Below are 15,221 nucleotides of genomic sequence, written 5' to 3'. Positions count from 1 at the left end.
CTCGGCGGTACCCGCCCACCCTTTGCCAATGCCTGTCATGACCACTTCTTCGAAAGCAGCACCGCACGCCTTTCCGGAACCGAACGGCGACTTCTACCAACTGACAAGAACGCTCTCCGACGAAGACAACCAGCTCCGGCTCAAAGTGAGAAAGTTCATGGAGCAGGAGGTCCAGCCGATAATCAATGATTTCTGGAGCCGCGACGAGTTTCCGTTCGAGCTGTTGCCGAAATTCCAGGCATTGGGTATCGCCGGGTTGCCCATCAAGGGCTACGGCTGCCCGGGAAAGAGCACCACGTTGATGGGCTTCATCATGATGGAGCTTGCGAGAGTAGATGCGTCGATCTCAACGTTCTTCGGCGTTCACACCGGGCTTGCGATGGGGTCCATTGCGATCTGCGGCTCGGAGGAGCAAAAGCGCGAGTGGCTGCCTGAGATGGCCGCGATGAACAAGATCGGCTCATTCGGGTTGACAGAACCCGACGTCGGCTCGGGCGCAGCGGGCGGTCTGACGACAACGGCTCGCCGTGAAGGCGACATGTGGATCCTGAACGGCCAGAAGAAATGGATCGGCAATGCCACGTGGGGCGATCTCACGATCATCTGGGCGCGCGACGTCACGGACAATCAGGTTAAGGGCTTCATCGTTGAAAACAAGTCCCCTGGCTTCCACGTCGACAAGATCCAGCACAAGATGGCGTTGCGCGTCGTGCAGAACGGCCTGATCACGCTTACCGACTGTCAGGTCAGCGAAGCCAATCGCCTGCAAAATGCGAACTCATTCAAGGACACGGCGCAGGTACTAAAGATGACACGTGCCGCGGTGGCATGGGAATCGGTTGGCTGCGCGACAGGCGCATACGAGCATGCGCTGCGCTATGCGCAACAACGCGAGCAGTTCGGCCGCCCCATCGCCCGGTTTCAGCTCATTCAGGATCTGCTGTTCCGCATGCTCGGCAATATCACCTCAACCCAGGCGCTGTGTCTGCGGCTGTCGCAACTGCAGGACGAAGGCATCATGCAGGACGAGCACGCCTCCATGGCCAAGGGCGTCTGTACGACGCGCATGCGCGAGACGGTTGGCTGGGCGCGCGAGCTCCTCGGCGCGAACGGCATTCTGCTCGACCATCACGTCGGCCGCTTCGTCGCCGATGCCGAAGCGCTCTATTCCTACGAGGGCACGCGGTGAGATGAACTCGCTAATCGTAGGGCGCGCGATTACCGGTTTCAGCGCGTTCGTGTAACCGCGGGTGCGCATTTGACTACAAGAGGTGTTTCCATGACGACTCAAATCAATCGCGTTGCGGTAATCGGCACAGGCGTCATCGGCGCAAGCTGGGCCGCACTGTTTCTTGCGAAGGGACTCGACGTCATCGCCACCGACGTCGCACCCGACGCCGAGAAGCGATTACAGCAATATATCGATGCTGCGTGGCCGGCACTTGAAGCGCTGGGCCTTGCTCCGCACGCGTCTCGCTCACGTCTCACGTTCACGCGCGATTTGCAGCAGGCCGTGACGGGGGCCGGGTTCGTTCAGGAGAACGGTCCCGAGCGGATAGACTTCAAGCGCACGCTTTACGAACAGCTCGACACCCTCCTCCCCGCGGACGTGCCCATTGCCTCCAGCTCGTCCGGTCTCACGATGAGCGAAATACAGGCGGGCTGCAAGTTGCATCCCGAACGCTGTGTAATCGGGCATCCTTTCAACCCGCCGCATCTCATCCCGCTCGTCGAGATCGTCTCCGGCGAGAGGACGTCAGAGGACACGGTGAACAAGGTCACGGCTTTCTACACGTCGCTCGGCAAGCGCACCATTCGCCTGCGCAAGGAAGTGCCCGGCCATGTCGCGAACCGGCTGCAGGCGGCGCTGTGGCGCGAGGTAGTCCATCTTGTGTCCGAAGGCGTCGTGAGCGTGGCCGACGCCGATGCCGCGGTATGCTGGGGTCCGGGCCTTCGCTGGGGATTGATGGGGCCGACCTTGCTGTTTCATCTCGGTGGAGGACAGGGCGGTATCGAGCACTTCCTCGATCAATTCACCGGCCCGATGACCGCATGGTGGAAGGTGCTGGGTTCGCCTGAACTGACACCCAGCGTGCAGCAGATGATCGTCGAGGGCGCAGGTCGCGAAGCATCGGGCCAGTCAGTGGACGAGCTTGAGGCGCAACGCGACCAGATGCTGCTGCGCCTGCTGCAGCTGCGTCAAAGCGGTGAGCAGCCGCCATCCAGCGGTTAATCAAGCCTTCAATTTCCGTTCTATGCCGTATGGCGCAGCTGGAGCGCAACGTTGAGCTTCGCGACCCAGGATACGTCGTCGAGGCTCGCGCCCAGCAGCGCCTCAATACGTTCGATGCGGTAGTTCAAGGTATTCGGATGGATGTTTAATGCATCGGCCGTCTTGCCGCGGCGCTGCCCTTTCGCGAAATAGGTTTCGAGCGTGGAGAGAAGGCCCGACTCGTTTGACAGCTGATCCAGCAGTGAGGCGAGGTACCGTCGCGCGTTGTCTGCTCGACGCGCGCCTTCTTCGACTACGATGGACGTCCACGAGCGCACGCGATCGCGAGCACCGTCATTTTTCGCGAAGTCGAGCGCCCTCATCGCCTCCTCCACCGACGCCGCCCAGCCGGCCGGCCCTTCGTTCATCAAGCCAATACCGATGTGGCGGAGCTGCGGCAATGCGCTCGCTAGCGCCTTCGCGCTCTGAGTGACCAGCCGGTCGCCGCGGCTCACCGAGTCACCCAGCGGGCACGGCACCCAGAGAATCAGCCGCTGGCGATGCCAGGCGCGCACCAGATTGCCCGGCGCCGTGTTTAGGTGGCGCGCTGCGGCCAACACGATACGGTCGAGCACATCCTCTCTGGAGACAAGTCCGTGCTCCACGACGTCCGTGTCGATAGCAAGCGCGATACGTGGCGCCGCGAAGTCCATACCCAGCCCCTCCGCCGTTGCCCGAAACCCTTCCACGTCGCCGGGGGAATGAAACACGATGCTGTAGAGTTGATGCAGAAGCGATTCGCGCCAGCCCGCCTGGTCGTACTGCTCGGCAAGATAAGCCTGAACAATCGCCTGCGCGACGAGATCGAAATAGTCAAACAGGAACGGTGAGACCTTGAAGAGTAGTTCGTTGGCAAGCTCCCCGTCCGCTTCACCCAATGCGACCTGCGTGCGCCAGATTTCGCGCAAGCCGATGCGCACCGCGTGAAGCGTGAAAGGCAGTGGAACCCGTTGATGCACGCGCCTGCGCCCGATCTCTCGAAAAACGTCGGCGTCGCGCGCGGACAAGGGTTCACCGGATAGCAGCGCTTCGAACCACACGCGGGCGGCTAGCCCGACCGACTCAGACACATCACGTTTTACTGCAGGCGCGAGCGAGCGATACCCGTCGATCGGGGTCAATATTGCAAATGTGCGATCGACGATTGGCGACAGGTCCGCCGCGAGCTCTACTGTCTTCTCCCGTAAGCGGCTGCTGATTTCAGGGATGGTCGTGGGCATGGCTACTTCTCCATTTGGTTCATTACGCTTCTTGCGAGGTGATCGGGCGCAAACGCACCGCGCGGGGCGGAGGCAAACGCCGGAACTCGATCAAGGCGTCGCCCAACTTCGGGAACCCGGGCGCCGAGCCGAGGCGCACGGATTCACGGAAACGGGACAACTGCGGCTCAACCGGTGCTCAATCCCAAGCGTAACGAGACCATTAGCCACCAAGTCAACTGGCGCATGCATTGCATCCATGCGGACAGGTTGGCGAAGCAGCGATCAGCATGACTGGTGATACTCCGCACTTGCCGGTATACACCAGTGGCACCGATCAGTTTTCCCTTTGCCAGACAAGCTCAATTGACTTGCTCGGCGCGGTGAATCGAACTGATCATCGACGTCTCCATCAAATACTGCCGGCTCTTCTGGGTATCCAGTGAGATGTCGCGCAGTGCCTTCTGATTGCGGCGGCGCACTTCCGGGTCACGTTCCTCCATCAGGTTTTTGTTGCGAATGCTGTTCTTCTGCACGACTTCCAGGGCAACGGTACGCCGCTGACGCGAATACAGTTCCAGCAGTTCCGGTCCGGCCTTGCCTTGCCACACATCCGCCAGCCTGTTCGCGAGGCTGCACGCATCGTGAATGCCGCCATTGAGCCCGAAACCACCGATTGGATTATTGATGTGAGCGGCATCACCGGCGAGCAGGATGCGCCCCTTGACGAACGTGTCTGCAACCCGTTGATGCACCCGGTACGTACCCGAATAGACAAGCGAGAACGATTTGTCTGTGCCGAGCACTTCCTTTAGGCGGTCGTGTATGTTCTCTGGGGTGAGCAGCGTGTCGTCGTCTGTCTCTGGATCGGCCGGCATGGCTACGCGCCAGAGATCATCACATGATTCGTCATAGAGCTTGAGCACGACGGCCCATGCGTCGGGATCAGAAACATAGGCCGTACCCGTGTAACCAAGGTCCTCAAGGGAACCGCGTACGTTTGTGACGAGGAACTTCTCGGGCCACGTAAAACCGTCGAACGTGAACCCACCCGTCTTGCGGACCGTGCTTCGCGCCCCATCTGCGCCCACCACCCAAGGCACGTGCGTCTCACGTTGACCCGCCGCATTTGAAACGATGAGACGCGCCGAATTGCCGTCAGTCTCGACCGATTGGAGCGTTTCGCCAAAACGCAACTCCACGTTGGGCTGGCGACGCAGCTCGTCGAGGAGCACATTCGACAAATAGTACTGCGGCAAGTGGTAGCGGAACGGGAAATCGGTGACGTCGGCGAGCAAGCCAAGGTTGAACTCGGCATATACGCCGTCGACACGATCACGCATCTGCCACACCGGAATGCGCAGTCCCATCTCCATCAAAGCCGATTCGACGCCGAGCGAACGAAGCATCTCGAGTGTCGGCGGGTGAAACGCGGCACCGCGTTGTTCGCGGCCAACCGTTTCACCCGCCTCGTACACGACACAGGGCACATCACGCCGTGCGAGGCCGAGGGCTGTGGTCAAGCCGACCGGGCCGGCACCTATGATGGCGATTTTTTTTTCGTTGCGCATCTTCCCTCTTGGTTGTAAGTTGGTGAGTTCCGCCGAGCGATGTCGGCCCGTTTGAGAAATCAGGTCCTGGCACGATGGCACGCGTGCCGTTGAGCGGGCGTAAAGACATAGCCCGGCGACATCAAGGACGCGTGGCTATCGTGTGCTGCCCCTGCAAAGTAGCGACTCGCTTGCATGATGTCCACGCCAGAAACCGCATTCGCGCCATTCCGAATCCGCATGAACGGCGCGTGCAGGCATGATCACCTATGGTGTCGCTCCCGATTGACGCTGGCGCGAGCGCATACGACGATCCTCCCAGTGCGAGGAGGTGAGGATGAAACCGATCGTGGTGCAAAATGGTATCGGCGCGCCGCTCGACTTGCGGTTGCTTGCCGTTTTCGACGCTGTGATGCGAAAAAACAGCGTGACAGTGGCGGGCGATAGCGTCGGCATGAGTCAACCGCTGATGAGCCAGTCGCTTGCAAAGCTACGGCAATATTTCGGGGATCCCCTATTCGTGCGAACTTCCGGCGGCATGTCGCCGACGCCCCGTGCGCGCGAACTCGCTCCGAAGATCGCCGCAATGATTCAACTGATGCAGGAGGCACTCGAAAGCCCTGGCGAGTTCGATCCCGCCACGTCTGCGCGCACCTTTAGCTTCGCGGCGACGGATTTCGGCGCAGCATACCTGCTGCCCAAGCTCCTGCAATATCTGGCGAAGCATGCACCCGGCATTCGCGTGAGGGCGACACTCGCCCCACGGCACGGGGTCGAGGAAATGATGGAGGATGGCGAGGTCGATCTCGCCATGGGCAGCTTCGCAATCAACAGGCTGCCGTTCTACCAGCGGCGTCTGTTCAACGAGACCTATGTTTGTCTTGTGCGCGCCGGGCATCCGACTTTACGAAGTCCGCTGACGCAAGACGCCTATCTGTCCGCGGCGCATGCGCTCGTCGCCCCGCTGCCCAGCGGCTACGAGGCACTGGAACGCTTTCTTCTGGACAATGTTTCTGCTGCCAACTTCACCGTCACCTTCCCGAACTTTCTCGCCGTGCTCACGACGCTGCCGAGTTCCGATGCGCTTTTCACGCTCCCACGGCGCGCCGGCGAACAGCTGGCAGAGCTGGTGAAGGCACAGATCCTCGAGTTGCCGGTCTCGATCCCCGGATTCGTCGCACGCCAGTTTTGGCATGAACGCTTTCACAAAGATCCGGCCAACAAGTGGTTTCGCGATCTGATCTATTCGCTGGTGGTGCGCGACGACGAGGCCCCGACCGAAGGCACATTGGCGGCCGATTCCTCGGAACCGTAAAGCGCTGGCAGCGCACCTTGCTAGCGCTATATGCCGATTTTGCATTCGCTCCATTACCAGGTGACGATGGTTATCGGCGCCCCCGCCCTCCATACTGCCCTACAAGCCCGCCGGCACATACACCGTTGACTGCCGCCAACCGGGCTCTTTTCTGATGAGGAGACACAATGGGAAACGGGCTGATTCAAGGACTCCATCACATCACGCTGTGCACGTCGACTGCACAAGGCGACGTGGATTTTTTCGTCAAGGTGATTGGGCAGCGATTCATTAAGCGTACGTTGTTCTATGACGGAAGTATTCCCATCTATCACCTCTATTTCAGCGATGCCGATGGCACCCCGGGCACCGTCATGACGACGTTCCCGATGCGCCGCACAGGCCTCTCGGGCCGCAAGGGTTCGGGTCAGTTTACTGCGATCGCCTATTCGATCCCGGCAGGTTCGATCGACTTCTGGCGCGAGCATTTTGGCAAAAATGACGTCAAAGTCGTCGAGGAGTCAGAGCGCTTCGGTGAAAAGTATCTGCGCGTCGTGCATGCCGGGATCGACTTCGAAGTCGTCGAGGATCCGACCGACAACCGCAAGCCATGGAAATCGGAGTATGTGCCCGAGCAATATGCAGTCCGTGGCTTTCACAACTGGACGGCGATAGTACGCGAGTTCGAGGACATGGATGTCTTCCTGAAAAACGCGTGGTATTTCCGCCCGACGATGAGCGATGGCAAGTACACGCGCTATGAAGCAGGTGCGGGCGGCGCCGGACGCCGCATCGACATTCTGCATGAACCCGACATGCGCCAAGGAATGTGGACGCTCGCGGAAGGCATCATCCATCACGGGGCGTTCGACGTGCCGAACTACGACGCACAGGCCCGCGTCAAGTTCGACACGGAAGGCATGGGCTTCACCGATTTCTCCGATCGAAAAAATCGTGGTTACTTCGAGTCGATTTACGTGCGCACGCCGGGTGGCGTGATGTTCGAGGCGACGAAATCGCTCGGCTTCAAGATGGACGAAGAGGAATCCCAGCTCGGCACCGAGCTGAAAATTTCCCCGCAATTCGACATTTCCCACGAAGAACTGCGCGCGCTGATGCAAGTGGAGGATCCCATCCATGTCTGATCAGCATAACCGTGTAAGTGAAACCAACGTGGCGGGGAGGACACTGTGAAATCGTTCAAGCTCTTCGGCCACGGGCCGCGCAAGGTGCTGTTGTTCCCTGGCTTGATTGGCACACGCGACTCCTTTGACGACATGCTGCGCTATGCCGATCTCAGCGCATTTCAGTACGCTGTGGCCGAATATCGCGGCTACGGCAATGCGCGAGCCGAGCCGGGACTGATGACGCTGCGCGAGGTGGTGATCGATGCAGTGAGACTCGTCGAGTTTCTCGGCTGGGACAAATTCGCGGTGGCAGGTCATTCGCTTGGTGCGCTTTCCGCCCAAATGCTCGCAGTTGCGTTGCCAGACCGCGTCGATGCAATCGTTTCGATAGCGGGACTGAGTGCGAAAGGCGCGAATGGCGATCCGCAAAGGCTCGCCTTCATGCAGGCATTGGCGGCGTCGCACGAGAAGCGTGAAGCGCTAGTGGCTGGCGGCACCGGGAACCGTTACGGATCCGGAGTGGCGCGTGCGCTCGTCGCCCAGACGTGGGAAGAGATTGACGGGTCCGCGCTCGCGAGCTACGCGCTCGACGCCAGTCGGACCGACGTCCACGCCGAAGTGCAGCAACTCGACACGCCTATCCTGGTACTGGTGGGCGAATACGATCCCAACTGCACGGAAGCGGCCGCTCGCGAGACGACCCTGCAATGGTATCGCCATGCGAAGTTACAGGTGTTGCGTGGTGCCGGGCATTACCCGATGATCGAAACACCGGCAGCAACGCTCTCCGAGCTTGAGCGATACGTCGGAACAGCCACTGGCGACGCGGAAGTTCCGGCGGCCGTGGCACACGCGTAACAGCATCACGCGCATAAGCACCTCCGCTTCGCCGCCCTCATGCGGCGAAGCGGACCGTGGCGCGGCCGTGAGCAGGCTACGCAGCTCGACGAATCAACCGCTCCGCCATCGCAGGCGAACAACAAGTCGCCCAAGACCGCCGCTACGATTCACATGGACCTCAGATGTTCCAACCATCATTTACTTACTCGGCGCTTCCCGGGCGCGTTGTTTTCGGCGCTGGCAGTCTCGACCAGCTTTCCCAGGAATTTCGCGAGCTGCAAGTCAGCCGCGCGTTATTGATCTCCACGCCCGAGCAATCAGGTTTGGCCGAGGACGTTGCCTCGCGGCTTTCTGGGCAATGCGCAGGCGTGTTTCCGAAAGCTGTCATGCATGTACCCATAGAGGTGGCACGCGAAGCTCGCGAATACGCGAACCGGATCGGCGCAGACTGCATCGTAGCGATCGGCGGGGGCTCTACGATCGGCGTGGGAAAGGCTATCGCGCTGGAGTCCAGCATCCCGATTATCGCCATTCCGACGACTTACGCGGGCTCTGAAATGACGCCGATCTACGGCATCACCGAAAACGGCGAGAAGAAGACGGGACGCTCTCTCAAAGTCTTGCCGCGCACTGTTATCTATGACCCCTTCTTGACACTCACTTTGCCCGTCCGGATGAGCGCGACGAGCGGTATCAATGCAATCGCGCATTGCGTCGAAGCGCTCTATGCGGCCAACGCGAACCCCATCACTTCGATGATGGCTGAAGAAGGGATCCGCAGTCTCGCGCGAGGCCTGCCACGCGTTGCCGATAATCCTGAGAACCTCGATGCGCGAACCGAATGCCTTTATGGCGCATGGCTCGCAGGCTCGGTGCTTGCGGCTACCTCGGTGGCACTCCATCACAAGCTTTGCCATACGCTTGGCGGCATGTTTAACCTTCCGCATGCTGAGACACACACAGTCATCCTGCCACATGCGGCCGCGTACAACGCCTTAGCAACTCCTCAGGCGATGGCGCGCGTTGCCGGGGCGCTGGCGGTCGACGATGCCGCACAGGGTTTGTTCGATCTAGCCGTGCGTCTCCATGTGCCGACTTCGCTCGAGACCTTGGGGATGCATTTCGCCGACCTTGACCGCGTAGCCGATGCCGTCCTTGCTGCGCCTTACCCGAATCCACGGCCGCTGCAATACGAAGCCATTCACGCACTGCTAGAGGACGCATATTACGGCCGTCGCCCTCGCGCCTCAACCGTCGCGCATTAGCCGCTGGATGCCCGGACACGACGCGCGACTCGGAAGCCAGATTTGCGCGCCGGCAGCCCTGATGATTCCGCTCTCGTTCATCGACCGCTATGCATTGACTGTGCTCGTTGGACCGCTCAAGCACGACTGATCTCGCGGAATGAAAAGTGTTCGAGTCTCAGGCCAAGGAGTGATCCAGGTCGCTGGACGGCTGTTCACGTTTAACACCATCTGCGATCGCGCATCCGACAGGATCCGCGACACTTCGTGCGCTGGAGGGAGACACCCCCGTTATGGTTACACATGCATTGCGGGGCATTTTGGGGCTGGCGGGAACACCCACCACGCACCGTCATCGTGCTGGAAGAAGTAAATCGCGATGGGCGTCGCCGATCCAGAGGCCTGCACGAGCACGAAGCGACTTTGATTCGGCTTCGCGCGACCGTATCGCGTCAGGCGGACCGGATAGGTAGGAGTGGGCGCCAGCCACTTTTCGATCAGCCGACGCAAGGACTTCCCTTCAGCGTTCATTTCCAATCCTGCAACTGCCGAGTGCATACCAGCTACGACTGCGCTCGCAGAGACCGAAGCTACGAGTTCAATGGCCGACTTAACCGTCACACCACGATGTCAGAGAGCCGACCGAGGGGGCCTTGGATCATGCCGGTTTCCATAGAGTCCGCTGATTGATGAATCGTCAGGATGGCATCTGTGCCAAGGGGTACGTCAGCAGGCTTGAGAAGCAGTATGGAAGCGGTGTAGGCGAACCGCCATACCCACCGGCTAATGGAGCGAATTCCAGAATCGCATCCACCGTAAAGCAAGGTGCAGTTCGGATGCCCTGCATCTGGAATCCGACGGCGCATGTGCCTTCGCTCGTTGCCTCATCGGACTCCGCGAACAAGGACTCGACCAAAAGGTGCACGCGAAACTCAGCGTTCAGCGCGACTTGAACTCCGCCAACGGGTCGGCACGATAGCCACCGCCCAGCGCCTTCGCCAGCGCGATCTGCTGGCTGATCCGTTGCCCGTCGAGATTGAGCAGCGCGACGCGCTCGACAATCCACGGCTGCCGCGCCTCCATCGCCGCCAGCCGACTTGCGAGTCCGCGCCGGTAATGCGCTTGAGCGCTCTCCTTCGCGAACGAAACAGCCGACACCTTTTGCTGCTGCAACTGCGCCTGGGCGTCGAGGTCCTGCAAACGGCTGCCTGCCATCGCCACATCGCGCACGGCGTTGAGCACCGCCTGGTTGTATTGCTCGATCAGCGTGTTGCTCGCCGTGCGCGCACCGCTCAGGTTCGCGTTCAGGCGGCCGCCGTCGAAAATCGGCAGGTACAGGCCGGGAAGCAGATTGATCTGCTGGCTCGCATGGGTGAACAGATCAGCGAGATGCAATGCGTTGACGCCAAAGAATGCCTTGATGTCAAAGGTTGGATAGAACGCGGCCTTGGCAGCGTCAATCCGGTCAAACGAAGACTCCACATACCAGCGCATCGCCTGCAGATCGGGACGCCGCGCGAGCAGTTCGTAGGCCAGCGTCGGCGGCAAGCTCGCCTGCGATTGCGGCAGCGGCGCAGGTTCGATATCGGGCAGGTCGTCGGCTCCGGCGCCGATGAGCGCGCGCAACGACTCGCGAAACTGTCTGATCTGGCCTTGCGCGGCAACGATCTGCTCCTGCACGGCAAGTTGCTGCGCGCGTGCTTCTTCGGTGCGCGTGCGCGCTTCGAGGCCGCGAGCCGCGCGCGCACTGTGCGATTCGACAGCAGATGCCGCGACCTCCTGCGATTGCTCCAGCAGCCCGATCAACTGGTAGGTGGTCTGAATGCCGTAATAAAGCTGCGCCACGTCGGCGGAAATTTCGAGCTCGACCGCGGATGTCTCCGCTATCCGCGCATTGTGCACGCCGAGCGACGCGGCCACTTGCGCGCGCTGCTTGCCCCAGATATCGACGTTCAGGCTTGCGCCGAATCCGACGATACCCTCGGTGTACCAGGGACCGGTGAGCCCGAGCGCTGGTTCGTTCAACGCGAATGGCCCGAGAAAGCCGTTCGCCGAGACACGCTCACGGTCGATCGCGCCCAGCGCGACGACCTGCAGGCCCGAACCGGCCTTCACCCGTTCGACGTCTGACTTCGCTTGCGCGACACGCGTGGTTGCAATCACCATCGTGGGTGAATTGGCCAACGCGCGATCGATAAGCGCATCGAGCTGCGGATCGCCATAGCTCTTCCACCAGCACGCGGAAGGCCAGCCGTCGCGCGCCAGGTGAATATCGTCCGCAAGTCGTATCTGCTCGGGCGCAATCGTCGCGTAGGGCGTGCCATCCTCGTGGATCAGCGCGCAGCCGGCCATAAGGCAGCCTACCGCACAGCCCAGCACGGCGGCCCAGGTGCCCACGCCGCGCAACCAGCGCACACCGACGCGATCAGGCTGGGCCACGTTCGTTCAACTCACGAAGATTGGGGGAAAACTGCTCCACGCCGTGCCAGTCCGGCAACGCGGATATTTCCCGCACGAGGTTGTGCGCGCACGCCATCAACTGTGCCCTCGGCGACGGTCCCTGCTGCGCCTCGATCGGAATGTCGAGTGCTGCATCCTGCTCCAGGGCACGAAGGGCCTCCGAGACTGCCGCCCGACGCGGTGGGCGCGCAGCCGGCGGCCTCGCGGCAAGCTCGTCGGAATAGCCCGCGAGAACCGCCGACGCTTGTTGCATAACCATCCCGGCCCCAACATATGCGGCGTCGTGCACGCGTGGATCCCGAACGCCGAGCAAATTGCGAAGCGCATTGCCGGCCAACAAGATCTCACGCGCTTGCGCGAGCACCGTTTGGGCGCGCACCGTTAATTGCGCCTGGGGCGCCTCCTCCCAGCTCGGCTCCAGCGCGACACGCGCGAGCATCGCCCCGCAGTCGCCAAGCGAGATCCACGTTTGCAACTGACGTTGCGTGTAAAGCAACTGACCCGTTGCGACGTCGGTTGCAACGGGTGCCGCAAGCAGCTCGCTCACCAGGCGCAGCGTGCCAGCCAGCTTCTGCCGTAGCGCATCACCCTCGCCCTCGCGCCAGAACGACATCTGGATCGCTGTCGAAACGGCGACGCCCAACAGGATCCCTACCATGCGGTCGCGGATTTCGGTGAGGTTCGTCGTGGGACCGAATTCGGCAAGCAATGCGAGCGCGAATGTGAAGACGATCTGAATGCCCGCGTAAGCGATCCGTTCGGGGCCAGCCGCCACCCATGCCCCTGCAGCGATCACCGGCAAGGTCATAAGCAGCAGGCCTACGATACTGTCGACGCGTGGGACCACGAACACAACCATGAGTAGCGCGAGCGCGCTGCCAACCATCGCGCCGCCGATGCGCAACAGCGCACGCTGCGTGGACGCGCCGAGGCTCGGCAACATGACGATCACACAGGTGAGCATGATCGTATGAACGCCCTGCCAGTCGGCCGCGTTGTAGAACACATAGCAAATTAGCACCGCGAGCAGCGTCTTAAGGGAAAAGCGCACATATACCGGATTGGTCAGCGCGTCCTGTGCCACGAAAGGTTCCTCGGCCGGCGCCCCTTGCGCGGATGCAGCGTGTGCATAGGCGTCGCCTAACGCGCGAAGCGCCCGTAGCATCTCTTCAACGGTGGCCCGCACGGCTACCGGATCGCGCTGCCCCGCTGTCGCGGCACCCGCGAAGCGATAGGGATGATCGGCCGCCACGGCGCTATCGAGCGCGCGGCAATACGCACGCACCTCGAGCAACACGTTTGCCCCGTTCGCGGAGGACAAGGACGTACGGAACGTTTCCGTCTGAAGCTCGCTCGCTGCTCGATAGAGACGCGAGACGGTTGCGATGCCCGCGAGCCGATAGACCTGCTCCTCCCGTATGCGCGGGCTGCGCATCGCGGCAAAATTCAGCAGCTGCTGAAGGGTCAGCGCGCCGTGCTGGACCGCAATCAGAGAGATCGGCTCCGGCCGCGGGCCGCCGTCGATCAACCAGGACAGTTGCGCATCGACGGCGGCCAGTTGGCGGTGAATCTCCTCTTTGAGCTGGCGCACCGGTTCCGCGGGCAACAGCAGCGAATTGATCAGCAGTGTCAGTGCGATCGGATAGTTCACGGCGACCCATACCCATAGCACCGCGCGGATCAGCAGCTCGGCTTGGTCGGTCCGGTCGACGAACGTCTGCACATAGATGATCACGATCGCCACGATGAAGAACACGACGCCGATCTTCAGGACGCGCATCAGATACACGCTGCCCAGGAACAGCACGCTGGCTACGACGATGCGCACCAGCGGGTAGTCGAACGTAAATTTCAGCAGCAGGATTGACGTGCCGATCGCGAGTGTCGAGCCCACGATGAACATGATGCCGACCAGCCTCGTCACCACGACGTTCGCCTGTGTCACGTAGAAGACCACCAGAAGCGAAAGCGGGATTTCCGGCACCTCGAGCGCCATCGACGTCACGATGACGATCGCGCTCGTAAGCATGCAGCGCAGCATGATGTTGGTGCGTCCCGGATACGGCGCGAGCTGGCTGCGCAGGAACAATCCTGCGTTCAGCAAGGCATCGGGCACGTAGTCCGCGGCGGCGCGCATGGCGGGTTCCTGGTCGGCTTTCTGGTTAATGGGCGGCTTTGTCGTCGCGCCCCGGATGCAGCACGGCAACCGCGGATGTACCGACGCGGAACAGGTCCAGATTCGGGTCCTCGATGCGGATCTTCACCGGAAAACGCTGCGAAACGTGGACCCAGTTGAGGCTGCGCTGAATGTGCGGCAACCCGCCGGGCAACGCGAGACCGCCTTCATCGGGCTGCACGCCATAGCTCACGGAATCGACCACGCCCCGGAAATGCTGGCTGGTGTCGCTCATCAGATAGACCGTCGCGGGAGTGCCGGCACGAATGCCCTTGAGCTCGGTCTCGCGGAAGTTCGCCACCACGTACCAGCGGCGCGTGTCGATCAGCGTGAACACCGGCTTGAGCGCGGAAGCGAATTGCCCGGTCGACGTCTTCAGCGACACGACGCGGCCGTCGAACGGCGCGCGTACCGTGGCGAACTCGAGGTTCAGTTCGGCAATGGCGATCTCGGCCATGACCACCGCGCGCTGGGCGACGAGCGCGTCCACGCCGCTGACGGCCGCCGCCGCCTGCTGCGCCTGCAGCCGCGCCGCGCTCAGTTGCGCCTGGGCGGCGCGCTGCGCGGTTCTCGCGCGGTCGACGTCTTCGGCGGAGACGTAGCCTTGCGGTAACAGCGGCTCGGTCCGGCGCAAGGTATCGGTGGCCTGAATGGCAGCGGCCTGCGCGCTCTCCACCGAGGCATGCACCGACTCCGCGTTGTACTGCTGCGCATTGACCGTGCGCTGCGTGAGTTCAATCTGCCGGTCGAGCGCGACGAGTGAGGCCTTGGCGCGCGCCATCGCGTCCGCATTGGGGCGCGGGTCGATCTGGAACAGCAGGTCGCCCTGCTTGACGGCCTGATTGTCGTGCACGGCTAGCTCGACGATGCGTCCGTTGACCTCGGGGACGACGTCGATCGTATCGGCATACGCATACGCATCGTCGGTGCGCGGCGAACGGTCCAGCATCGCGATCACGAAGATCAGGAGCGCGGTCGCGATCAGTATCAGTACGATGGCGGGCCAAGTCTTCTTCCTCGACGCTTTGCCGGCGATTGTCGTCATAAAGCCAAATGCAC

At 61.6% G+C, this 15,221-nt stretch carries 11 protein-coding genes; 6 read left to right on the top strand and 5 right to left on the bottom strand.

Going from position 1 to position 15,221, the window contains the following annotated elements:
* Window positions 1-37: 37 nt before the first annotated feature.
* On the top strand, window positions 38-1,189 hold the full coding sequence (locus tag OKW39_RS18600) for an acyl-CoA dehydrogenase family protein (protein WP_429563215.1): 1,152 nt from the start codon (window positions 38-40) through the stop codon (window positions 1,187-1,189).
* A 90-nt stretch (window positions 1,190-1,279) separates the two neighbouring features.
* Window positions 1,280-2,233 carry a 3-hydroxyacyl-CoA dehydrogenase NAD-binding domain-containing protein gene (locus OKW39_RS18595; protein WP_429332987.1) on the top strand — a complete coding sequence of 318 codons (954 nt, stop codon included), beginning with the start codon at window positions 1,280-1,282 and terminating at the stop codon, window positions 2,231-2,233.
* Between the two features lie 20 nt (window positions 2,234-2,253).
* Here the strand turns inward: OKW39_RS18595 and OKW39_RS18590 are convergent, their stop codons facing one another.
* Window positions 2,254-3,492, bottom strand: a complete 1,239-nt coding sequence (locus OKW39_RS18590) for a PucR family transcriptional regulator (RefSeq protein WP_429332988.1) — start codon at window positions 3,490-3,492, stop codon at window positions 2,254-2,256.
* A gap of 341 nt (window positions 3,493-3,833) precedes the next feature.
* Complete coding sequence (locus OKW39_RS18585) at window positions 3,834-5,042, bottom strand: FAD-dependent oxidoreductase (RefSeq protein WP_429332989.1); 1,209 nt, start codon at window positions 5,040-5,042, stop codon at window positions 3,834-3,836.
* Between the two features lie 316 nt (window positions 5,043-5,358).
* Between OKW39_RS18585 and OKW39_RS18580 the strand changes: the two genes are divergently transcribed.
* The 4 genes from OKW39_RS18580 to OKW39_RS18565 all read left to right on the top strand — a co-directional run bounded on the left by OKW39_RS18580 (window position 5,359) and on the right by OKW39_RS18565 (window position 9,547).
* The gene (locus OKW39_RS18580) at window positions 5,359-6,336 is read left to right on the top strand and encodes a LysR family transcriptional regulator (RefSeq protein WP_429563214.1); all 978 of its coding nucleotides are present in this window, start codon (window positions 5,359-5,361) and stop codon (window positions 6,334-6,336) included.
* Window positions 6,337-6,503: 167 nt separating this feature from the next.
* The gene (locus OKW39_RS18575; RefSeq protein ID WP_429563213.1) at window positions 6,504-7,460 is read left to right on the top strand and encodes a hydroxyquinol 1,2-dioxygenase; all 957 of its coding nucleotides are present in this window, start codon (window positions 6,504-6,506) and stop codon (window positions 7,458-7,460) included.
* Between the two features lie 45 nt (window positions 7,461-7,505).
* Window positions 7,506-8,300 (top strand): alpha/beta fold hydrolase, encoded by a 795-nt coding sequence (locus tag OKW39_RS18570; protein WP_429563212.1) that lies wholly within the window; start codon window positions 7,506-7,508, stop codon window positions 8,298-8,300.
* 164 nt (window positions 8,301-8,464) lie between these two features.
* The gene (locus tag OKW39_RS18565) at window positions 8,465-9,547 is read left to right on the top strand and encodes a maleylacetate reductase (RefSeq protein ID WP_429332993.1); all 1,083 of its coding nucleotides are present in this window, start codon (window positions 8,465-8,467) and stop codon (window positions 9,545-9,547) included.
* Window positions 9,548-10,465: 918 nt separating this feature from the next.
* Here OKW39_RS18565 and OKW39_RS18560 read toward each other — a convergent pair.
* From OKW39_RS18560 to mdtN, 3 genes are all read right to left on the bottom strand, one after another.
* Complete coding sequence (locus OKW39_RS18560) at window positions 10,466-11,878, bottom strand: MdtP family multidrug efflux transporter outer membrane subunit (protein ID WP_429334562.1); 1,413 nt, start codon at window positions 11,876-11,878, stop codon at window positions 10,466-10,468.
* Window positions 11,879-11,951: 73 nt separating this feature from the next.
* Window positions 11,952-14,123, bottom strand: coding sequence for an FUSC family protein (locus OKW39_RS18555; RefSeq protein ID WP_429563211.1), 2,172 nt, complete (start codon window positions 14,121-14,123; stop codon window positions 11,952-11,954).
* Window positions 14,124-14,148: 25 nt separating this feature from the next.
* Entirely contained in the window at window positions 14,149-15,207 is a 1,059-nt protein-coding gene (gene mdtN / locus OKW39_RS18550) for a multidrug transporter subunit MdtN (protein ID WP_429332996.1), read from the bottom strand.
* Window positions 15,208-15,221: the final 14 nt, after the last annotated feature.

Source organism: Paraburkholderia sp. MM6662-R1, assembly GCF_050436245.1.
In the GTDB taxonomy this organism is placed as follows: domain Bacteria; phylum Pseudomonadota; class Gammaproteobacteria; order Burkholderiales; family Burkholderiaceae; genus Paraburkholderia; species Paraburkholderia tuberum.
Note: the sequence above shows the minus strand (reverse complement) of the source record. Positions and strands in the feature narration are given on the sequence as shown.